Genomic DNA, 19,314 nt, shown 5'->3' on the forward strand with positions numbered 1-19,314 from the left:
CCACCCCGTTCGTGCTGAGCCTGTCGAAGCACGTGCCCGGCAACACGCCCTTCGACAAGCTCAGGGCGAACGTCGTGATGAAAAACGCGCCGCCGATCACGACCGGCGGCGCGCAGTGTCAGTCGAAAAGCCTCAGGCCTTGACGTGCTGCGAGATATATTTGTTCATCTCGAACATCGTCACCTTGTCCTTGCCGAACACCTTCTTCAGCTTGTCGTCGGCGAGGATCTCGCGCTTGTTCTCCGGGTTCTGCAGGTTGTTCGACTTGATATAGTCCCAAACCTTGCTGATGACCTGGCTGCGCGGCAGCTTCTCGTTGCCGACGACCGCGCCCAGCTCAGCCGAAGGCTGAACGGGCGCATGGATGCCGCCGGTCTTGGGGGTGGTAGCCATTGTTATCCTTCCATTCGCGCCGGCCCGCTGAGGGCCTTGCGCAGCGTCACGCCTTTTTCAGCGCAGCGGGCTTGTGCGCCGCCTTTCCGCCATTGTCACTCTCCACCAGATATTGCGGGTCGTCCTTCGACGCCTTGACCTTGTGGCCTTTGATCGAGGTTTCGGACGTCAGCTTCTTCTCCACCGTGCCGTGTGCGGTGCCGCCGTGCGACTTCCAAGTCACGTCGTCGCCCTTCTTCAGATTGTCCGCCATCGTCCGTCTCCTTCGTTGCGGAGGATGCAACCCACGGAGGACATGACAGGTTGCGCTGGATCAATTCATGCTACAGCCGGGGTCGATACGAACGAGGACATGATGGACGACAAGGGTCAGGCGACGCCCGACGACGGCGATCTGGTGGCGGAAGACGGCAAGATCGCGGTGCCCGATCACGTCGCAGAGGCGGTGCGCACCCTGCTGCGCTGGGCCGGCGACGATCCGGCGCGCGAAGGGCTGGTCGACACGCCGAAGCGCGTCGCGCGCGCATGGAAGGAATATTGCGCCGGTTACGGCGAGGATCCGGGCGTGCATCTGTCGCGCGTGTTCGAGGAGGTCGGCGGCTATGACGAGATCGTGCTGCTGAAGGACATTCCGTTCCAGTCGCATTGCGAACATCACATGGCGCCGATCATCGGCAAGGCGCATATCGCCTATTTGCCGCGCAACCATGTCGTCGGCATCTCGAAGCTGGCGCGCGTGCTGCACGGTTATGCGCGACGGTTACAGGTGCAGGAGCGGCTGACCGCCGAAGTCGCCGACTGCATCTGGAACGGGCTCAAGCCGCTCGGCGTCGCGGTGGTGATCGAGGCGAGCCATGCGTGCATGACCGCGCGCGGGGTCCGTACCTCCGGCGTCAACATGGTGACCAGCCGGATGATGGGCGTGTTCCGCGACGACGATCGCAGCCGCAAGGAAGTGCTGTCGCTGATGGGGCTCGCCTGACCGCGATGCGGGTGCTGGTGACCGGCGGCGCGAAGCGGCTCGGGGCGGCGATCGCACGCGCGGTCGCGGCGGCGGGGCACGTGCCGGTGATCCACTACGGGTCCTCGCAGGCAGAAGCCGAGGCGCTCGCCGCCGAACTGGGCGGAGCGGCGGTGCAGGGCGACTTGTCCGACCTCGCCGACGTCCCCGAGCTGTTCGTTCGCGCGTGTGAAGGCGGTCCGGTCGACGGGCTGGTCAACAGCGCCTCACTCTTTGAGTATGACGCGCCTTCCGCCCCCGACGCGACGCTCGCCGCGCGACTTCAAGCCGTCAACGTCGGCGCGCCGTCGCTTCTCGCGGCCGCGCTGGCGGGGCAGGGACGCGATGGCGCGGTCGTCAATCTGCTCGACCAGAAGCTCGCCAACCCCAATCCCGATTTCTACAGCTATACGCTGACGAAGGCCGCGCTCGCGCAGGCGACGGTGTTGATGGCACAGGCGTTCGCCCCGCGCGTCCGCGTCAACGCCGTGTCACCGGGGCTGACGCTGCCGAGCGGCGATCAAACCGATGCCGAATTCGACGCGGTCGCACGCGCCAATCTTTTGCAGCACCCGGTCGGCGCGGACGCGGTCGCCGACGCCGTCGTGTGGCTGCTGGAGGCACGTAGCGTCACCGGCCAGAACGTATTCGTCGATTGCGGCCAGCGCTTCGTGAAGAGCGCGCGCGACGTGATGTTCGGAACCGATCATGGCTGACTATACGATCATCCTCGACGATCTCGCGGTGCAGATGCGGCTCGGCATCCACCCGCACGAGGCAGCGCCGCAGCGCGTGCTGGTGTCGGTGCGGCTGACGGTCGACTATCCGCGAACACCCGACGCCGACACGATCGCCGAGGTGCTCGATTACGACACGATCCGCGACGGCATCCACGCGCTGGCGGCGGGCGACGGCTTCGCGTTGCAGGAGACGCTGGTCGAGCGCATCACCGCCTTCTGCCTCGCCGATCCGCGCGTGCGGGAGGTGCGCGTCCGCTCCATGAAACCCGACGTCTACCCCGACGCTCGCGTCGGCTGCGAGATCGTGCGGGGACGCTAATTATCGTCATTCCCGCGAAGGCGGGAATCCAGAACCTCTGACGCCTACGCTTCTTTCGACAGACCTGCGCGTCTGGATTCTCGCCTTCGCGGGAATGACGGGATGGCGCCCTGTCCTACACAACATCGTTCCTGATACGTTCTCACTGCAACCAAGGAGAACGTCCCCCATGATCGACGACCTCATCGACGCGGTGATCGACCGCGAGGGCGGGTTCGTGAACAATCCCGCCGACCGCGGCGGCGCCACGCGCTTCGGCATCACCGAGGCGGTCGCGCGCGCCAGCGGCTACACCGGCGACATGCGGCATTTCGCGCGCCCCGCCGCGGTGGCGATCTACCGCCGCCTCTACTGGACCGCGCCCGGCCTGGACCGCGTCGCCGCGCACGCGCCGCGGCTCGCCGCCGAATTGTTCGACACCGCGGTCAACATGGGGCCGGCGGTCGCCGCGACCTTCCTGCAACGCGCGCTCACCGCGCTCAACCGCGGCGGGCGCGACTATCCCGACCTCGCCTGTGACGGCCGGATCGGCGCGCAGACGCTCGACGCGCTCACCCGCTTCCTCGCGACGCGCGGATCGACGGCCGAGGCGGTGCTGATCCGCGCGGTCGAGGCGTTACAGGGCGAACGCTATCTGTCGCTCGCCGAGCATCGCCCCGCCAACGAAGCGTTCCTTTACGGCTGGCTCGCCAACCGCGTCGGCGGCGGGGAGCGCTGAGGATGGCGGTCGTCGATACGATCATCGCGCCGGTCGCCGGCCTGCTCGACAAGCTGATCCCCGATCCGCGCGCACGCGAGGCGGCGCAGCGCGAGCTGCTGCGGCTGGAAGGCACGCAGGAGCTGGAGCGCGTCAAGACGCAGATCGCCGCGATCCTCGCCGAGGCGCAGGCGACCGATCCGTGGACGAGCCGCGCGCGGCCGGGCTTCCTCTACGTCATGTACGCGCTGCTGCTGTGGAGCATCCCGATGGGGCTGATCGCGGCGGTCCGCCCGCCGGCGGCCGCGGCGATCGCGCAGGCGATGAACGCCTATCTCTCGGGCCTGCCCGAGCCGCTCTATACGCTCTTCGCGACCGGTTACCTCGGCTACACCGTCGCGCGCGAATGGGGGAAGACCAAGGCGAAATAGCCACAGCCGTCACCTCCTCCCGTCACCCCGGACTTGATCCGGGGTCCCGCTTTTCTCCGTCGTCCATGGCAAAAAGCGGGGCCCCGGGTCGAGCCCGGGGTGACGGACTGAAGTGGCTCCGCCTTCCTCACCCCGACCGCGCCAGCCGCTGCGGATCGGGCGGCAGCCGCATGTTCGCGCCGTGCGCCTGCTCCAGATATTCGGTCGCCATCGCGTAATGCGCCTGGCACACCACCGGATCCTCGGCTTCCGCGGCGAGCCGCAATTCGGCTTCGGCCCGCGTCTGAAAATACAATCGGTCTCTGTCGGTAATCATCGACGCACTCACTCTCCGCGCGTCATATGGTCGCTTCGACGTGACGATACCATCGCCGACGTGCAAACTTTCATTGCCCTTGCCTGGGACACCGGCGCGCCCCAAATTCGGGGTCTATGAATGGGAACGATCCACATTCCATGCCGGTATGGCATGGCACCACCATCCTTTCGGTACGGCGCGGCGGCAAGGTCGTCGTCATCGGCGACGGTCAGGTCTCCATGGGGCAGACCGTGATGAAGCCGAACGCGCGCAAGGTCCGTACGCTCGGTGACGGCAAGGTGATCGCCGGCTTCGCGGGCGCGACCGCCGACGCCTTCACCTTGTTCGAGCGGCTGGAGGCCAAGCTGGAGCGGCACGGCTATCATCTGATGCGCGCCGCGGTCGAGCTGGCCAAGGACTGGCGCACCGACAAGTTCCTGCGCAATCTCGAGGCGATGATAATCGTCGCCGACAAGGAAGTGACGCTGATCCTCACCGGCAACGGCGACGTGCTGGAACCGGAGGCTGGGGTGGCGGCGATCGGCTCGGGCGGCAATTACGCGCTCGCCGCCGCGCGCGCCTTGGTCGAATATGAAAACGACGCCGAGGTCTTGTGCCGCAAGGCGATGAAGATCGCCGCCGAGGTCTGCGTCTACACCAACGACCGCGTCACGATCGAGACGCTGGACAGCACGACGTGATCCTGAAGCCGTCGCCCCTGCGCAGGCAGGGGCCCATGTCTGTCACGTCACGCGAGCGAGCTGACACACGAACAACGCTCCTCTGTCAGCCCACCCGCAGCACGCCACAGCCATAGGCTCCTGCCTCCGCAGGAGCGACGGTTCACCCCGTCAGCGTCTCAACATTCACAACATTCGCCGGGCAAGGCTTTGAAAAACCATGAACGATAATCTCACCCCCAAGGCGATCGTCGCTGCGCTCGACGCGCACATCATCGGGCAGCAGGACGCCAAGCGCGCGGTCGCCGTCGCGCTGCGCAATCGCTGGCGCCGCCAGCAGCTGTCGCCCGATCTGCGCGACGAGGTGACGCCCAAGAACATCCTGATGATCGGGCCGACCGGCTGCGGCAAGACCGAGATCAGCCGCCGCTTGGCCAAGCTGGCCGACGCGCCGTTCGTGAAGGTCGAGGCGACCAAGTTCACCGAGGTCGGCTATGTCGGCCGCGACGTCGAGCAGATCGCGCGCGATCTGGTCGAGGAAGCGGTGCGGCTGGAGAAGGAACGTCGCCGCGTCGCGGTGAAGGACAAGGCCGAGGCCGCGGCGATGGACCGTTTGCTCGACGCTTTGGTCGGCAAGGACGCCAGCCAGGCGACCCGCGAAAGCTTCCGCCAGCGCTTCCGCGACGGCCATCTCGCCGACAAGGAGGTCGAGCTGGAGCTGCAACAGGCCCCGCAGATGCCGTTCGAGCTGCCCGGCGGGCAGGGCTCGATGGGCATGATCAACCTGTCGGAGATGATGGGCAAGGCGTTCGGCGGCGGCCCCAAGCAGCGCCGCAAGCTGCTCGTTCCGGCCGCCTGGGAGAAGCTGGTCGAGGAAGAGGCCGACAAGCGGCTCGATCAGGACGAGGTCAGCCGCATCGCGCTGCAGGACGCCGAGGAGAATGGCATCGTCTTCCTCGACGAGATCGACAAGATCGCGGTCAGCGACGTGCGTGGCGGCTCGGTCAGCCGCGAGGGCGTCCAGCGTGACCTGCTGCCGCTGATCGAGGGCACGACCGTTTCGACCAAATACGGCCCGATGAAGACCGACCATATCCTGTTCATCGCCTCGGGCGCGTTCCACGTCGCCAAGCCGAGCGACCTGTTGCCCGAGCTTCAGGGTCGTCTGCCGATCCGCGTCGAGCTGAAGGGGCTGACCGAGGACGATTTCGTCGCGATCCTGTCGGACACCAAGGCGTCGCTGCCCGCGCAGTACAAGGCGTTGATCGCCACCGAGGGCGTCGCGGTCGACTTCACCGACGACGGCATCCGCGCGATCGCGCGGATCGCGGCGGAGGTGAACGGCGAGATAGAAAATATCGGCGCGCGCCGGCTCCAGACCGTCATGGAAAAGCTGCTCGAGGAGGTCAGTTTCGACGCAGAGGATCGTCAGGGTGCCGCGGTGACGGTCGACGCCGCTTATGTCGAGGCGCAATTGTCGAGCGTGGCGCGCAACTCCGACCTCAGCCGCTTCGTGTTGTAGGCCGCCGGTGCGGCACTTGATCTTGTGGAGAGTCGCCGTAGCGCACCAACGTCAGATCAGATCGCCGGCGTAGAACAGGATCAGCACCAACGCGACCAGCAGGAACCCGAGATAGATCAGCCCGCCCTTGATCGGGCGCTTCGCCTTGCGATCGAAGGTCGGACCCTTGCTCAATTCCTCGCGGACAATTTCATCGGTCATGATCGCTCTCCCGTGTCGGCCACCAACCGGCGGCACGGCGGAACGATCCCGGGTCAGGCAGCCGCTGCGATGATCGCGATCTGCCGGCCGTAGCTCGGCTCGCCGCGATGCGTGGCGCGGCGATAGGAGAAGAACCGCGCTTCATCGGCATATGTGTCCAGCCCCAGCGCCGCGACACGTGTCACCCCAGCCGCCGCCAGCCGATGGACGACATAGCCTTCCAGATCGAAGCGATGATGCCCGGCCCGCGCGTCGACGAAGAACCGCTCGTTGGCCGCATCCGCCGCCTCGAACCGGCCGCGAAACAAATCGTCGACCTCATAGCTGGCGCGCGCGATGCACGGCCCGACTGCGGCGGCGATCCGCTCCGCCCGTGCGCCGCGCGCGACCATCGCCGCGACCGTCGCATCGGTGACACCGGCCAGCGCGCCCTTCCATCCGGCATGGGCCGCCCCCACGATGCCTGTCGCGGCGTCGGCGAGCAGCACCGGCGCGCAATCGGCGGTCACCACCCCGATCGCCAGCCCGGGACGATCGGTGACCAGCGCATCCGCCTGCGGCCGCTCGACCCACGGTGCCTCGACGGTGACGCAGGTCGCCGAATGGATCTGATAAGGCGTCAGCAGGCACGCGCCCGGCGCGACCGTCTCCACCGCCGCGGCGCGATTGGCCTGCACCGCCGCTTCGTCATCCGCCGACCCGAGCCCGACGTTCAGCCCGGCGTGGATGCCCCCCGATGCGCCGCCCTGCCGCCCGAAGAAGCCGTGCGCGACGCCGTCCAGCACGGCGGCGCGGAACGGCACCGGCGCGGTCACAGCGCGCGCCGCATCACGATATCGGTATCCTCGTGATCGCCGACCATGAACGCGTAACGGCCGACGTCCTTGAAGTCGTACTTCGCGTAGAAGCGCCGCGCGCGCTCATTGTCGACGAACACCGACAGGTACATCTCGCGCATCCCGCGCGCGCGCGCTTCCTCCAGCGCCCATTCCATCATCTTCGGCCCCATGCCCGCGCCCTGCCACGGCTGGAGCAGATAGAATTGCCGCAATTCGATCGCGCCTTCCTTGGGCGTGAACGGCAGGCGTGGGGGGCCGAGCTTCACATAGCCGACGACGATATGCCCTTCCTCGACCACCGCGACCGAATAGGCCGGATCGGCGATCTCGCGCGCCCAATCTTCTGGCGTATGCTGTTCGAGGAAGGTCGCGAGGTCGGCCGCCGAATACAGCATCCCGAACGTCTCGGTGAAGGTCGCGCGCGCGACGCCGGCCAGATCGGCGGCATCCTTCGCGGTGGCGCGGCGCATCGTGGCGCGGCGCGTCATGCCCCGAACCCCGCGGGGCGTGGCCAATCCTGATGTGTCACTGCGATCACCTTGAACAGCTCCCCCATGTCGTCCACCAGCCGGCGGCGATCGCCGGCTACCTTGTCCCCCAGCGCGGCGGCGCGCTGGTCGATTCCCAATGCGCGCAGGAACGCGCCTTGCCCGGTCGTCCCATAGGTCGCGGCACCCGATGCACTCGCCACCAGCCGCAGCGTCGCCATATCGACGTGCGCGGTCAGGTCCTGCTCGCCCGGTGCCTCGAACGGATTGGCATAGGCATGGCCGCGCACCGCCTGCAACGTGTCGCCGACGGCCGGACCGTCATAGCCGTAATCGATTGCGAGCGCTACGCCACCCTGCGCGACGATCCGCGCCGCCAGATCGGCCATGATCGCGACACTGGCCGGTGACGTTTCGACGATCGCGCCCGAGATGGCGGACGCGAGCGCCGGCGGGATGATCGTATCGGGCACGTTGGTCCCGGCGATCGGCAGAAACAACGTGTCCTGACACGCCACCAACCGCTCGTGCCACGTTTGCCCACGCTTCACGAGTTGGCGGATCGGCAGCGCATCGAAGAATTCGTTGGCGATCACGATCAGCGGCACGTCTTCGGGCAGCGTCGTGATCGAATCATGCCACGTCGCGCCCGGCACGCGCTGTCCTTGTGCAGCGCGCATCGTCGCGCTCGTCTCGACGAAATGCACCGGCGGGGTCAGCCCGGCGTGCGCCATCACGCGCAAAGCATCGGCGCTCAGCGTTCCGCGCCCCGGACCCAGCTCGACCCACGCCACCGTCGGCTGCCCGGCGCGATCCCACAGGTCCGCCGCCCACGCCCCGATCAGCTCGCCGAACATCTGGCTGATCTCGGGCGCGGTGGTGAAGTCGCCGCCGACGCCCAGCGGATCGCGCGTCGCGTAATAATGCGTGTTGGCCGCCGCCATGAACTGGCTGACCGGGATCGGCCCGCCCAGCGCAATGGCGCGCGCCAGACGCTCGGCGAGCAGGGGTTCGCTCATCAGGCGACCGCGTCCGGGCCGGCGATCGGCTCGACCCTGGTGCGCCGACCCGGTGCGGTCAGGATCAGGAACAGCCCGGCGAGGATCATCGGCACGCACAGCCACTGACCCATGTGCAGCCCGGTCGCTTCCGCGAACTGACGCAGCTGTGCATCGGGCTCGCGGAAGAACTCGGCGGTGAACCGTGCCAGGCCGTAGCCGGTGAGAAACAGTCCGACCAGCTTGCCCGGCTGATACCGCGCGTCAGTGCGCCAGAAGAAGAACCACAGCAGCGCGAACAGCAGGATGCCCTCCAGCCCCGCCTCATAGAGCTGGCTGGGGTGGCGCGCCGGCTCGGGCACGCCGAACGGCACCGTCCGCTCGAAGACGATCGCCCATGGCACGTCGGCGGGCTTGCCCCACAATTCGCCGTTCACGAAATTGGCGAGCCGCCCGAAGAACAGCCCGAATGGCACACCGCACGCCACATAATCATGCACGCGCAGCCAGTTGAGCCCGTGCTTGCGCGCGAACCAGATCAGCCCCAACGACGTGCCGATCACCCCGCCGTGGAACGACATGCCCCCGTCCCACAATCGCAGGATCGACAAGGGCCGCCCCAGCATCTCGGGCGCGTAGAACAGCACATAGCCGATCCGGCCGCCGAGGATGATCCCCAGCGTCGCGTAGAAGACCAGGTCGTCGGCGTGACGACGGGCCATCGGCGCGCCCGGCTGATCGAGCAGCTTCAGCAGATACCACCAGCCGATGACGATTCCGGCGATGTACGCCAGGCTGTACCAGCGCAGCGTGAAGGCACCGATCGAGAAGACGTCGGGGTGCAGTCCCAGATCGGAAAAATGTATGTGGCTTGCCGCTACGGCAGCCGTGAGCGCGGGCAGGATCAAGGCTTTCCCCTCGTGAATCGCGCCTCCATAAGGGGCGAATAAGACAAACCCAAGCGGAGAGAGTGATGCGGACCGAGCTTGACGCGCGCATGGATGCCACGATGGCTGCCCTGACGGGGGAGGGCGGTCCGCTCGCGCTGGGATCGATTGCGCGGTTCGGCCGCACATTGCCGTGCATCGCCACCGCCCCGCCGACGCTCCCCGCCTACTTCGCGCATTTCTGTGCCGAGCATCGCGACAAGACCTTTCTGGTCTGCGGCGATGAGCGGCTGACCTTCGGACAGGCGCATGACGCCGCGACCCGCGTCGCGCAGGCGCTGGTCGATGGCTATGGCATCGCGCCCGGCGACCGAGTGGCGCTCGCTGCGCGCAATTCGGCGGCATGGATCGTCCTCTACATGGGGATCGTCATGGCCGGCGGGGGTCGCGACGCTGCTCAACGGCTGGTGGCAGGCCGAGGAACTCGCGGACGCGGTCGCGGAGTCGACCCCGTCGCTGATCCTCGCCGACCCACCGCGCGTCAAACGGCTCGGCGACAGCGCGGTGCCGGTCCAAGCGTTCGACGACACGCTCCCGCTCGAACAGGCGCTCGACGCGCTGCTCGCCCGCGCGAAGGGCGCGACCTTGCCGACGGTCGGCGCGAACGATCATGCGACAATCCTGTTCACCTCGGGTTCGACCGGTCGCGCACGCGGCGCGTTGTCGACGCACTTCCAGGTCGTGCAGGGCACCTTCAACTTCCTCGCCTCCGCGATGATGATGCTCGCCATTTCGACGCAGGACGGCAAGCCGATGGCCGCGCAACCCGCGACGCTGCTCAACGTGCCGCTGTTCCACGTCACCGCGATGGTGCCGACCTTTCTGCAAAGCTTCGCGATGGGGCGCAAGCTGGTGCTGATGTCGCGCTGGGATGCCGAGGAGGCGATGCGGCTGATCGAGCGCGAGAAGGTCACCTATTTCGTCGGCGTCCCGCTGATGAGCCTCGAGATGCTCAACCATCCGCGCCGCGACGCCTACGACCTGTCGACGGTCACCGATTTCGCGGCCGGCGGGGCGCCGCGCCCCGTCGAGCATGTCCGGCGGCTGGATGCCGAGCTGCCCGGCTCGCCGTTGATCGGCTATGGCCTGACCGAAACCAACGCGGTCGGCGCGGGCAACTGGCGCAGCAATTACCTCGCAAAGCCGGCGTCGACCGGGCGCGCCTCCGCGCCGCTGGTCGAGTTCGCGATCCTCGACGACGCCGGGCAGCAGGTGCGGCTGGGCGGCGTCGGCGAGATCGGCATCCGCTCGGCGGCGTGTTTCGAGGGCTATTGGGGCCGCCCGGCCGACACCGCGGCCTGCTACACCGCCGACGGCTTCTTCCGCACCGGCGACCTCGGCTATCTCGACACCGACGGCTATCTGTTCATCGTCGACCGCAAGAAGGACATCATCATCCGCGGCGGCGAAAACATCAGCTGTCAGGAGGTCGAGGCCGCGCTCTACACGCATGGCGCGGTGGCGGAGGCGGCGGTGTTCGGGCTCGCCGACGAGCGGCTCGGCGAGGTGCCGTGCGCGGTCGTCCATCTCGCCGACCCGGACGCGGCCACCGGCGCGGCGTTGATCGCGTTCCTCGGCGAGCATCTCGCGGCGTTCAAGGTGCCACAGCGGCTGTGGCTCAGCCCCGATCCACTCCCGCGGCTGGGGACCGAGAAGATCGACAAGAGATCGTTGCGCCAGCAATATGCGACATTGACCGAAGGCTGATCTCGCCCGCTCCGGGCTTGTCGATCACGCTGCGACGACGTGGACGGTCAGTCCACGTTCAACGTTGCGGTCGCTACCGAGTCGCGGTCGAAGCGTTCGCGCAGCGATCGTTCGATCGCGGCGGCGGTTCGCGACACCTTACCCGTGTGGACCGTGCGCCCGTTCACTACCACGCGCACTGCGCGATCGAGGTTCAGCAATCGGTCTGACAGTCGCAGCGTCGTTCCAGCGGGCACCGTGCCGGTCAGCGTGATCGTCTGCCCGGTGACATTGGCGACGATCGTGTCGCCGCGTTGGGTCGCGGCGGCATCGCGGATCTGCAGCCAGTAGAAACGATCGTTCGGCACATCGTCCTGCACCCATATGACACGGGTCGGCCACGGATTGCGTGTGAAGGTCGCCATCCATGGGACGCCTTCGGCATCCTTGCGGTCCATCCAGTGCGGCAGGCCGGGATAGATGCGCACGATATGCGCATATCCGCCCGGATCGGTGGCGGCGAGCCGATCGAGTTCGGCGCCTTTTTCCGCCGCCAGCTTGTTGCGATCGTACGCGGCGTCGGCGCCGCCCATGAAGAGCGCGAAGGGCAGATTGCGTAACGGAAGCAGCGAAGCGTCACCCGGATGGCCCGCCATCATCGCCGCCGCCGCGAAGCGATCCGCCATGCGCGGCGCGAGCTGCCACACCCCGTCGCCGCCCGCCGAATAGCCCATCAGATAGACACGGTTCGGATCGACGCCGTTGATGGCCACCTGCGCGTCGATCAATTGCTGGAACAGCGGATCGACATGCGGCTCGTGCCACAGGTTCCACGTATCGGTCGGCGCGCGCGGTGCGAGATAGACGCCCTCGGCGGGCGCGTAGAGGCGCAGCTGGTTGCGCCATTGCTGATCGTTGACCTCGGGCGCCGTGTTGCCGCCGCCGTGCATCGAGATCCACAGGCTGCGACGCCCCGGAGCAGCGTCGCCGAAAAGCTTGCTTTCCCAGCGCAGGGTCTTGTCGCCGATCGTCAGCTTTCGTTCGGCCAACGCGCTTCCGTATCGCGCGACCAGCGCGCGCTGACGGTCGGCGAGCAGCAGCGCCACCGCACGTTCGGCCTCGGCACGGGTCAGCGGTTGCGCGAGCCGCGGGTCGTCCGCGCGCGCGCCCGGCACGGCGCGCCACGCGTTCAGCGCGGTCATGGCGCGGGGCGCGGCATCGGCGGCTGGTGCTGCAAGCAACAGGGCAGGGGCAACGGCGGACAGGAACGAAAGACGACGCATCACCCCCGCATAGCGCGTTGCGGTGGACGGTCGATACTCCCTCGCGCGGGCAGGCTGGCCCGGATCGGCGTCCGGGCATCTCGACAACCCCCTTCCGCCACGCCGCCGCCGCCGCTACGCCGCCTGCCATGGCGGAGATCACGCGACGCAGGCTTCTCGTTTCCGGTGGCGTCGGCGCGGGATTGATCGTGGCGTGGGCGGCATGGCCGCGTATCTATCTGCCCAACCTCGCCGCTGCGCCCGACGAGCACGTCTTCGGCGCGTTCCTGAAGATCGCGCGCGACGGCAAGATCATCGTCGCGGTTCCGCAGTGCGAGCACGGGCAGGGCGTGTTCACGACCCTGCCGCAGATCGTCGCCGACGAACTGGGTGCGGACTGGCGGACCGTCGGGGTGGAGGCCGCGCCGGTTTCACCGCTCTACGCCAATCCGCTCGCGGCCGGCTGGTTGTTCGGTGACGGCGTCGCGGGCGTGCCCGAACGGTGGCGTGACGAAGCCTGGACGCGTGATGCCTTGATGCTCACCGCCGGCTCGACCTCGATACGCCGCTTCGAGGCGCCGTTGCGCGATGCGGGCGCGGCGGCGCGCGTATTGTTGTGTCAGGCAGCGGCGCAGCGGTGGGACGTCGACTGGCGTGACTGTACGACCGCAGATGGCTTCGTTGCGCACGGAAAGCAGCGGCTGCGCTTCGGCGAGCTGGCGGAGGCGGCAGCCGCGGGCAAATTGCCTGCCGAACTGCCTTACCGGATCGGTGACGAGGGGCGGCTGACCGGCGAGTCGCTGCCGCGGATCGACGTGCCCGCGAAGGTCGACGGCTCCGCCAATTTCGTCGCCGACGTGCGGCTGCCCGATATGGTGTTCGCGAGCATCCGGCAGGCGCCGCATCGCGACGCGCGGTTGCGCTCGGCGAACGTCGCCGCGGCCGAGCGCGTCGCGGGAATGCTCCATGTCGTCCGCAACGATCGCTGGATCGCCGCGGTCGCGAACAATTGGTGGTCCGCCAACCGCGCGCTCATCGCGCTCGCACCGCGCTTCGAAGGCCCGATCCCGCCCGACGACGCCGCGATCGATCGCGCGCTGGCGGCGGCGCTGGACACCGACGGCCACCGCGTTGCGCGTACCGGTGACGTCGATGGCGTCTTTGCCGGCGCGCGACTGGTCGAGGCCGAATATCGCGTCGCGCCGGCGCTCCATGCCGCGGTCGAGCCACCCGCCGCGACCGCGCACTGGCAGAACGAGCGGCTGGAGCTATGGGCCGCGACACAGGCGCCGTCGCTGGCGCGCGCGGCGGCGGCGCGCGCGATCGGCGTGGCGGAGGCGCAGGTGATCCTGCACCCGATGCTCAGCGGCGGCTCGTTCGGCGCGGCGCTGGAGGTCGATGTCGTCGAACAGGCCGCGATCCTCGCCAGGGCGCTGCGCCGCCCGGTGCAACTGGCGTGGTCGCGCGGGGAGGCTTTGCTCCACGACAAGGTGCGCGCACCCGCACGCGCGCGGATGGCGGCGCGGCTCGCCCCCAATGGCGCGATCCTCGCGTGGCGCGCGCGGATCGCGGTGCCGCCGACCGGGCGCGACCTCGCCGCCCGACTGCTGCGCGACGATCCGCTGCGGCGGCTCGCCTCGACGCTTCCGGGGGGCGCGGACGGTTATGCGACGAGCGGCGCGGTGCCGCCCTACCGCCTTGGCGCATCGGAAGTCTGGCACCATTCGGTCGCGCTCGACCTGCCCACCGGTCATCTGCGCGGCGGCGCGGATGGCTACACCGCCTTTTTCACCGAAAGCTTCCTCGACGAACTGGCGCGCGTCGCCGGAACCGAGCCGATGTCGTACCGCGTCGGGCTGCTCGGCGGCGCGCCGCGGCTGGCGCGGTGCCTGACGACGGTGGCGGCGCTCGGCGGGTGGAGCGGCGGCGCGCCCGGCAGCGGGCAGGGGATCGCCTGCCACGCGATGGCCGGCAGCATGATCGCGGTGCTCGCCGAGGCAGGGTTCGACGCCGGCGGTCGCCCGCGCGTCGATCGCCTCGTGGCGGCGGTCGATTGTGGCCGCGCGATCAACCCGGACATCGTGCGCCAGCAGATCGAGGGCGGGCTGATCTTCGGGGCGGCGACGACGCGCGGGGCGGCGGCGCATTACCGCGACGGGCTGGCGAGCATCCGCCGCTATGGCGACGTCGCGCTTCCGATACTCGCGGACGCCCCCGAGATCACCGTCGAGCTTATCGACTCGACTGCCGATCCCGGTGGCGTCGGAGACCTCGGCGTGCCCGCCGCCGCCCCGGCGATCGCCAATGCGCTATTCGCCGCCGGCGGAACGCGGTGGCGCCACTTGCCGTTTAGGAGCGCGTGATGCTTCCCCCCGACCACCCGATCGTTCCGCCGCCGCGTATCGGCGTGCTGCTCGTCAATCTCGGCACCCCTGATGCGGCCGATACGCGCGCGGTGCGCCGCTATCTCGCGGAGTTCCTGTCGGACCGGCGCGTCGTTGAGATCCCGCAATTGCTGTGGCAGCCGATTCTGCGCGGCGCGATCCTCACCACGCGGCCGAAGAAGTCGGCGCACGCCTATCAACAGGTCTGGACCGACCAGGGTTCGCCACTGGCGGCGGTGACACGGGCGCAGGCGCACGCGCTCAAGGATGCGTTCGGCGCGAAGGTGCTGGTCGACTGGGCGATGCGCTACGGCAATCCGGCGATCGGCGACCGGTTGCGCGCGATGAAGGACGCCGGCTGCGAGCGGATCCTGCTCGCCCCGCTCTATCCGCAATATTGCGCCGCCACGACCGCGACCGCCAACGACAAGGCGTTTCTCGCGCTGGCGGCGATGCGCTGGCAACCCGCGATCCGTACCCTGCCGCCCTATCACGATGATCCCGCCTATATCGACGCGCTCGCCCGCAACGTCAGCGCAGCGCTAGAAACGCTCGACTTCGCGCCCGATGCGATCGTCGCCAGCTTCCACGGCATGCCGCAGCGGACGCTGGAACTCGGCGACCCCTATCACTGCCATTGCCGCAAGACCGCGCGGCTGCTCGGCGAGGCGCTTGGCCGCCCGCTGACCGTCGCCTTCCAGTCGCGCTTCGGTCGCGCCAAATGGCTGGAGCCGGCCACCGACACCACGCTGGAGGCGATGCCCGCGCAGGGCATCCGCAAGGTCGCGATCCTCGCGCCCGGCTTCTCCGCCGATTGCCTCGAAACGCTCGAAGAACTGGCGATCCGGGGTCGTGAGAGCTTCGAGACGGCCGGCGGCACGCATTTCGCCTATCTGCCATGCCTTAACGACAGTCCGGACGGCGTGGCGATGCTGCGCACGTTACTGGCGCGTGAACTTGAAGGCTGGATCACCCCCGCCTAGGCTGGCGCCGATTTTGGAACACCGCCTCATTCCGGGCGGGTGACGGGAGAGGATGTTATGGCACGTGTGGCGATCGTCACAGGGGGAACGCGCGGCATCGGCGAGGCGATCAGCGTCGCCCTGAAAAACGCGGGAATGACGGTCGCGGCCAATTATGCCGGCAATGACGAGCGTGCGCGCGAGTTCACCGATCGCACCGGCATCGCCGCGTACAAGTGGGACGTGGCGGACCACGAGGCGTGTCAGGAAGGTTGCGCAAAGGTCGCTGCCGAGCTGGGTCCGGTCGACGTGCTGGTCAACAATGCCGGCATCACCCGCGACGGCACGATCCTGAAGATGACCTACCAGATGTGGAAGGAAGTCATGGACACCAATCTCGGCGGCTGCTTCAACATGGCCAAGGCGGTGTTTCCGGGAATGCGTGATCGCAAATGGGGCCGGATCGTCAACATCGGCTCGATCAACGGCCAGGCCGGGCAATATGGTCAGGTCAATTATGCTGCGGCGAAGAGCGGCATCCACGGCTTCACCAAGGCGCTGTCGCAGGAAGGCGCGCGTGCAGGCGTAACCGTCAACGCGATCGCGCCGGGTTACATCGACACCGACATGGTCGCCGCGGTCCCGGCCGACGTGCTGGAGAAGATCGTTGCCAAGATCCCGGTCGGCCGGCTCGGGCAGGCGCAGGAGATCGCACGCGGCGTGGCGTTCCTGTGCTCGGAGGAGGCCGGGTTCGTGACCGGGTCGACGCTGAGCATCAACGGCGGACAGCATATGTACTGACGGGCCGAGGCGCGTCGCCCGGCAATGCCGGGGACGGCGCCGCCGCGCAGCGCGGCCCGGCACGGCCGGCGGGTCGGCCACGCCGACCCGACTGACGACGCGGGCTTCGCCCGCGGCGCGCCACAGACGGGGTTTACCCGGCAAACCCCTCCACCGTTCGTGCTGAGCTTGTCGAAGCACGTGCGCCCGGTACACGCCCTTCGACAAGCTCAGGGCGAACGGCGGGAAATGATCGAAGCCGCACGCTGCCCAGCCGACAATCGAACCCCAAATAACGCGAGCCCGGCACCTTTCGGCACCGGGCTCGCGCCCTCATACGCTACGCGAGGGAAGGGGTAGACGACGGCGGAGCCGTCGTCGGCCGGATCGGCCTGCGCCGACCCGCCGGCCGTGCCGGGCGATGCGCCGGGCGCACCGGCCGGGAGCGAGGCTCCCGGCCTCCGCCCGTCAGCGGCAGTAACGCGGGTTGTTCGACTTCTCGACCGCATTGCCCGCGACCGCGCCGCCGACACCGCCCAGCACCGTGCCGAGCGTCCGGTCACCGCGCGAGTCGATCACGCGACCCAGCAGACCACCGGCGATCGCACCGACCACCGTGCCGGTCGTGCCGTTCGAGCAGCGGCGGTTGTAATTGTAGCGACGGTCGTTGCCGCGATAACCACGGCGGTCATAGTCGCGACGGTCGTAATAGCCACGATTGTCATCGTAGCGGCTGTAACGGTCGCCGTAGTAACGCTGGGCGTCGGCGGCAGTCGGGGCCACGGCGGCGGCACCCATCGCGAGCGCGGCACCGGCAAGGGCGAGATTCTTGAACATGAGCAGTCTCCCGTTTGCTGTTCCGGTCGGCGGGCTTTCCCGTCGATGAAACAGCTTCTGCCCGATTCGCATTGAGCCGACGCTGAATGCGTCCGTTATCGGGCGTTCATCCTTTCACGCGATCTGGTCGTGGTTTACGCCGATCGCGTGCGATGGCCCGTCACTCTTGCAATGGTGCTGCTGCTGGTGCCGCCGTACAGCGGCGACGGTCGGCGGCCGCTGTTCGCCCCCGGGCTGCGCATCACCGCGACGCCGTTCGTGCCACAGAGCGGCTGGCCGCGCCGCGTCGGTGCGCTGGAACCGATCGGCGCGTTGTCGCTGACCGCCAACCAGCCCGCATTCGGCGGACTTTCGGCGCTGGCCTTGTATCGTGGTCAGGCGATCCTGCTCAGTGACGGCGGGCTGGTGGTGCGGCTGCGCATCGCGAACGGCAGATTGACGACGCTCGGCACTGCCGAGCTGGCTGACGGCCCGGAGACCGGCTGGCGCAAGTCTTCGCGCGACACCGAGTCGCTGGCGGTCGATCCGCGCAGCGGTCGCGCCTGGATCGGGTATGAGCGCATCAATATGATCTGGCGCTACGCCAGCGATTTCAACGCTGCCGACGCGGCCAGCTATCCCACGCTGATGCGGCGATGGGGCATCAACAGCGGCATCGAATCACTGGTGCGGCTGAATGATGGGCGGTTCGTCGCCTTCCGCGAGGGCGGGATACGCGAGGATGGCGTCCGTGCCGCTTTGCTGTTCGACGGCGATCCGGCGCTCTTCGACACGCCGGTGGCGCGGCTCCGTTACCGCCCCCCGCCGCATAGCTCCCCGAGCGATGCCGCCGTCCTGCCGAACGGCGACGTGCTCGTCCTCAATCGACGGCTCCATCTGCCGCTCCGCTTCGAGATGACGCTGGTGCGGATCGCTGCGGACGCGATCCGTCCCGGCGCGACGCTGCACGGTCAGGTCGTCGCCCAATTCGGCGACACGCTGGGTCGCGAGAATGCCGAAGGGCTGGCGGTGTCGCGGGAGCGCGGCGAGACGATGATCTGGCTGGTCACCGACAATGACGGCGCGTTCTGGCGGCGGACGATCCTCGCCAAGTTCCGCTGGCGCGGCTGATGCCCCAACGCACGGCGGCCCGCCGTCCGAATGGAGGGCGGGCCGCAACGATGCGGGCAGGGCCGGTGGCGTCAGGCCGCGGCGGCGGCCGAACGCTTCTTCACGACGTCGCGCTTCAAGCGGCGCGCCTTGAGCGACAGCTTGTCGTCCGAGGTCTTCACCAGCCAGTTGTCCAGCCCGCCATTGTGCTCGACCGAACGCAGGCCGTGCGTCGAGACGCGCAGGCGGATCGACCGCTCCAGCGAATCGGACAGCAAAGTGACGTTCTGCAGGTTCGGCAGGAACGTGCGCTTGGTCTTGTTGTTGGCGTGGGAAACGTTGTTGCCCACCTGCCGGCCCTTGCCGGTCAGCTCGCAAATGCGCGACATGTGAATAATCCTGAATTCGGTTGCCCGGAAAGTGGGCGCCAGTAACCCAGCACTCACGATCGGTCAAGTCGGCAGCGCTGCAACCAGCCCGGCGCGACGGCGTTGTTGCGGCAGCGAATCAACAGGGTTGGGAGAAGAAGGATGCGCGGGCTGCTGGTGCTGATCGGAATCGTCGCCTTGGTGTTCCTGGCGGCGTTGTTGCTGGGCTTCGTCAAGTTCGACCAGACCCAGACGGCGCAATTGCCGCGACTCGAGGGCGGGCAGGCGCCGAAATTCGATGCCGATGTCGCGAAGGTCCGCGTCGGCACCGAGAACAAGACCGTCGAGGTTCCGAAGGTCGAGGTCCAGAAGCCCGGCGAACAGCGCTGAGGC

The 19,314-nt window shown here is 68.2% G+C and carries 23 protein-coding genes and 1 pseudogene; 13 read left to right on the plus strand and 11 right to left on the minus strand.

Features of this window, described 5'->3' with window-relative positions; all coding sequences use genetic code 11:
- Positions 1–132: 132 nt before the first annotated feature.
- Positions 133–393 carry an SWIB/MDM2 domain-containing protein gene (locus PGN12_08725; protein ID MEH3103977.1) on the minus strand — a complete coding sequence of 87 codons (261 nt, stop codon included), beginning with the start codon at positions 391–393 and terminating at the stop codon, positions 133–135.
- 46 nt (positions 394–439) lie between these two features.
- Entirely contained in the window at positions 440–646 is a 207-nt protein-coding gene (locus PGN12_08730) for a DUF2945 domain-containing protein (GenBank protein ID MEH3103978.1), read from the minus strand.
- Between the two features lie 99 nt (positions 647–745).
- Between PGN12_08730 and folE the strand changes: the two genes are divergently transcribed.
- The 5 genes from folE to PGN12_08755 all read left to right on the plus strand — a co-directional run bounded on the left by folE (position 746) and on the right by PGN12_08755 (position 3,580).
- The gene (gene folE, locus PGN12_08735; protein MEH3103979.1) at positions 746–1,375 is read left to right on the plus strand and encodes a GTP cyclohydrolase I FolE; all 630 of its coding nucleotides are present in this window, start codon (positions 746–748) and stop codon (positions 1,373–1,375) included.
- A gap of 5 nt (positions 1,376–1,380) precedes the next feature.
- The gene (locus PGN12_08740; GenBank protein ID MEH3103980.1) at positions 1,381–2,109 is read left to right on the plus strand and encodes an SDR family oxidoreductase; all 729 of its coding nucleotides are present in this window, start codon (positions 1,381–1,383) and stop codon (positions 2,107–2,109) included.
- Positions 2,102–2,452 carry a dihydroneopterin aldolase gene (locus PGN12_08745; GenBank protein MEH3103981.1) on the plus strand — a complete coding sequence of 117 codons (351 nt, stop codon included), beginning with the start codon at positions 2,102–2,104 and terminating at the stop codon, positions 2,450–2,452. Before PGN12_08740 ends, PGN12_08745 begins: the two co-directional genes overlap by 8 nt.
- Positions 2,453–2,621: 169 nt before the next feature.
- Positions 2,622–3,170: a hypothetical protein gene (locus tag PGN12_08750; GenBank protein ID MEH3103982.1), complete on the plus strand. Its 549-nt coding sequence runs from the start codon at positions 2,622–2,624 to the stop codon at positions 3,168–3,170.
- Positions 3,171–3,172: 2 nt separating this feature from the next.
- A complete protein-coding gene (locus PGN12_08755) occupies positions 3,173–3,580 on the plus strand; it encodes a 3TM-type holin (GenBank protein MEH3103983.1) in 408 nt (135 codons plus the stop codon).
- A 127-nt stretch (positions 3,581–3,707) separates the two neighbouring features.
- Here the strand turns inward: PGN12_08755 and PGN12_08760 are convergent, their stop codons facing one another.
- On the minus strand, positions 3,708–3,896 hold the full coding sequence (locus PGN12_08760) for a hypothetical protein (GenBank protein ID MEH3103984.1): 189 nt from the start codon (positions 3,894–3,896) through the stop codon (positions 3,708–3,710).
- A 116-nt stretch (positions 3,897–4,012) separates the two neighbouring features.
- Between PGN12_08760 and hslV the strand changes: the two genes are divergently transcribed.
- Positions 4,013–4,579, plus strand: a complete 567-nt coding sequence (hslV, locus tag PGN12_08765; GenBank protein ID MEH3103985.1) for an ATP-dependent protease subunit HslV — start codon at positions 4,013–4,015, stop codon at positions 4,577–4,579.
- 199 nt (positions 4,580–4,778) lie between these two features.
- On the plus strand, positions 4,779–6,080 hold the full coding sequence (gene hslU / locus PGN12_08770) for an ATP-dependent protease ATPase subunit HslU (GenBank protein ID MEH3103986.1): 1,302 nt from the start codon (positions 4,779–4,781) through the stop codon (positions 6,078–6,080).
- 51 nt (positions 6,081–6,131) lie between these two features.
- Here hslU and PGN12_08775 read toward each other — a convergent pair whose 3' ends face one another.
- The 5 genes from PGN12_08775 to lgt are packed head-to-tail and all read right to left on the minus strand — an operon-like array spanning position 6,132 to position 9,514.
- On the minus strand, positions 6,132–6,281 hold the full coding sequence (locus PGN12_08775; protein ID MEH3103987.1) for a hypothetical protein: 150 nt from the start codon (positions 6,279–6,281) through the stop codon (positions 6,132–6,134).
- 53 nt (positions 6,282–6,334) lie between these two features.
- The gene (gene pgeF, locus PGN12_08780) at positions 6,335–7,096 is read right to left on the minus strand and encodes a peptidoglycan editing factor PgeF (protein MEH3103988.1); all 762 of its coding nucleotides are present in this window, start codon (positions 7,094–7,096) and stop codon (positions 6,335–6,337) included.
- Positions 7,093–7,608 carry a GNAT family N-acetyltransferase gene (locus PGN12_08785; GenBank protein ID MEH3103989.1) on the minus strand — a complete coding sequence of 172 codons (516 nt, stop codon included), beginning with the start codon at positions 7,606–7,608 and terminating at the stop codon, positions 7,093–7,095. The genes pgeF and PGN12_08785 overlap by 4 nt, the downstream gene beginning before the upstream one ends.
- On the minus strand, positions 7,605–8,627 hold the full coding sequence (locus PGN12_08790; GenBank protein MEH3103990.1) for an SAM-dependent methyltransferase: 1,023 nt from the start codon (positions 8,625–8,627) through the stop codon (positions 7,605–7,607). Before PGN12_08790 ends, PGN12_08785 begins: the two co-directional genes overlap by 4 nt.
- Positions 8,627–9,514, minus strand: a complete 888-nt coding sequence (lgt, locus tag PGN12_08795) for a prolipoprotein diacylglyceryl transferase (protein ID MEH3103991.1) — start codon at positions 9,512–9,514, stop codon at positions 8,627–8,629. Before lgt ends, PGN12_08790 begins: the two co-directional genes overlap by 1 nt.
- Before the next feature lie 65 nt (positions 9,515–9,579).
- Between lgt and PGN12_08800 the strand changes: the two are divergent.
- Positions 9,580–11,260 (plus strand): annotated as a pseudogene (locus tag PGN12_08800) (class I adenylate-forming enzyme family protein).
- Between the two features lie 47 nt (positions 11,261–11,307).
- On the opposite strand, the gene PGN12_08805 reads toward PGN12_08800, so the two are convergent.
- A complete protein-coding gene (locus PGN12_08805) occupies positions 11,308–12,522 on the minus strand; it encodes a hypothetical protein (GenBank protein MEH3103992.1) in 1,215 nt (404 codons plus the stop codon).
- Positions 12,523–12,650: 128 nt separating this feature from the next.
- Between PGN12_08805 and PGN12_08810 the strand changes: the two genes are divergently transcribed.
- Genes PGN12_08810 through phbB form a run of 3 tightly spaced genes read left to right on the plus strand, consistent with a single transcriptional unit; the run spans position 12,651 to position 16,648 of the window.
- The gene (locus PGN12_08810; protein MEH3103993.1) at positions 12,651–14,864 is read left to right on the plus strand and encodes a molybdopterin-dependent oxidoreductase; all 2,214 of its coding nucleotides are present in this window, start codon (positions 12,651–12,653) and stop codon (positions 14,862–14,864) included.
- Entirely contained in the window at positions 14,864–15,868 is a 1,005-nt protein-coding gene (hemH, locus tag PGN12_08815; GenBank protein MEH3103994.1) for a ferrochelatase, read from the plus strand. The genes PGN12_08810 and hemH overlap by 1 nt, the downstream gene beginning before the upstream one ends.
- Positions 15,869–15,925: 57 nt before the next feature.
- On the plus strand, positions 15,926–16,648 hold the full coding sequence (gene phbB, locus PGN12_08820) for an acetoacetyl-CoA reductase (GenBank protein MEH3103995.1): 723 nt from the start codon (positions 15,926–15,928) through the stop codon (positions 16,646–16,648).
- Positions 16,649–17,095: 447 nt separating this feature from the next.
- On the opposite strand, the gene PGN12_08825 is transcribed toward phbB, so the two are convergent.
- Positions 17,096–17,464, minus strand: coding sequence for a glycine zipper 2TM domain-containing protein (locus PGN12_08825; protein ID MEH3103996.1), 369 nt, complete (start codon positions 17,462–17,464; stop codon positions 17,096–17,098).
- A gap of 129 nt (positions 17,465–17,593) precedes the next feature.
- On the opposite strand from PGN12_08825, the gene PGN12_08830 reads away from it, so the two are divergent.
- The gene (locus PGN12_08830) at positions 17,594–18,574 is read left to right on the plus strand and encodes an esterase-like activity of phytase family protein (protein ID MEH3103997.1); all 981 of its coding nucleotides are present in this window, start codon (positions 17,594–17,596) and stop codon (positions 18,572–18,574) included.
- Between the two features lie 71 nt (positions 18,575–18,645).
- Here PGN12_08830 and rpmB read toward each other — a convergent pair whose 3' ends face one another.
- Complete coding sequence (gene rpmB, locus PGN12_08835; GenBank protein ID MEH3103998.1) at positions 18,646–18,942, minus strand: 50S ribosomal protein L28; 297 nt, start codon at positions 18,940–18,942, stop codon at positions 18,646–18,648.
- Positions 18,943–19,083: 141 nt separating this feature from the next.
- Here rpmB and PGN12_08840 point away from each other — a divergent pair, with 141 nt between their 5' ends.
- On the plus strand, positions 19,084–19,311 hold the full coding sequence (locus PGN12_08840) for a hypothetical protein (GenBank protein MEH3103999.1): 228 nt from the start codon (positions 19,084–19,086) through the stop codon (positions 19,309–19,311).
- The last annotated feature ends 3 nt before the right edge of the window (positions 19,312–19,314 follow it).

The sequence above is a fragment of the Sphingomonas phyllosphaerae genome, assembly GCA_036946405.1.
GTDB lineage: Bacteria > Pseudomonadota > Alphaproteobacteria > Sphingomonadales > Sphingomonadaceae > Sphingomonas > Sphingomonas phyllosphaerae_D.

Bases quoted from the DNA above. Each gene is read 5' to 3' on its own strand.
- PGN12_08725 (MEH3103977.1), bottom strand. From the start codon at position 393: ATGGCTACCACCCCCAAGACCGGCGGCATCCATGCGCCCGTTCAGCCT.
- PGN12_08730 (MEH3103978.1), bottom strand. From the start codon at position 646: ATGGCGGACAATCTGAAGAAGGGCGACGACGTGACTTGGAAGTCGCAC.
- folE (MEH3103979.1), top strand. From the start codon at position 746: ATGATGGACGACAAGGGTCAGGCGACGCCCGACGACGGCGATCTGGTG.
- PGN12_08740 (MEH3103980.1), top strand. From the start codon at position 1,381: ATGCGGGTGCTGGTGACCGGCGGCGCGAAGCGGCTCGGGGCGGCGATC.
- PGN12_08745 (MEH3103981.1), top strand. From the start codon at position 2,102: ATGGCTGACTATACGATCATCCTCGACGATCTCGCGGTGCAGATGCGG.
- PGN12_08750 (MEH3103982.1), top strand. From the start codon at position 2,622: ATGATCGACGACCTCATCGACGCGGTGATCGACCGCGAGGGCGGGTTC.
- PGN12_08755 (MEH3103983.1), top strand. From the start codon at position 3,173: ATGGCGGTCGTCGATACGATCATCGCGCCGGTCGCCGGCCTGCTCGAC.
- PGN12_08760 (MEH3103984.1), bottom strand. From the start codon at position 3,896: ATGATTACCGACAGAGACCGATTGTATTTTCAGACGCGGGCCGAAGCC.
- hslV (MEH3103985.1), top strand. From the start codon at position 4,013: ATGAATGGGAACGATCCACATTCCATGCCGGTATGGCATGGCACCACC.
- hslU (MEH3103986.1), top strand. From the start codon at position 4,779: ATGAACGATAATCTCACCCCCAAGGCGATCGTCGCTGCGCTCGACGCG.
- PGN12_08775 (MEH3103987.1), bottom strand. From the start codon at position 6,281: ATGACCGATGAAATTGTCCGCGAGGAATTGAGCAAGGGTCCGACCTTC.
- PGN12_08785 (MEH3103989.1), bottom strand. From the start codon at position 7,608: ATGACGCGCCGCGCCACGATGCGCCGCGCCACCGCGAAGGATGCCGCC.
- PGN12_08790 (MEH3103990.1), bottom strand. From the start codon at position 8,627: ATGAGCGAACCCCTGCTCGCCGAGCGTCTGGCGCGCGCCATTGCGCTG.
- PGN12_08805 (MEH3103992.1), bottom strand. From the start codon at position 12,522: ATGCGTCGTCTTTCGTTCCTGTCCGCCGTTGCCCCTGCCCTGTTGCTT.
- PGN12_08810 (MEH3103993.1), top strand. From the start codon at position 12,651: ATGGCGGAGATCACGCGACGCAGGCTTCTCGTTTCCGGTGGCGTCGGC.
- hemH (MEH3103994.1), top strand. From the start codon at position 14,864: ATGCTTCCCCCCGACCACCCGATCGTTCCGCCGCCGCGTATCGGCGTG.
- phbB (MEH3103995.1), top strand. From the start codon at position 15,926: ATGGCACGTGTGGCGATCGTCACAGGGGGAACGCGCGGCATCGGCGAG.
- PGN12_08825 (MEH3103996.1), bottom strand. From the start codon at position 17,464: ATGTTCAAGAATCTCGCCCTTGCCGGTGCCGCGCTCGCGATGGGTGCC.
- rpmB (MEH3103998.1), bottom strand. From the start codon at position 18,942: ATGTCGCGCATTTGCGAGCTGACCGGCAAGGGCCGGCAGGTGGGCAAC.
- PGN12_08840 (MEH3103999.1), top strand. From the start codon at position 19,084: ATGCGCGGGCTGCTGGTGCTGATCGGAATCGTCGCCTTGGTGTTCCTG.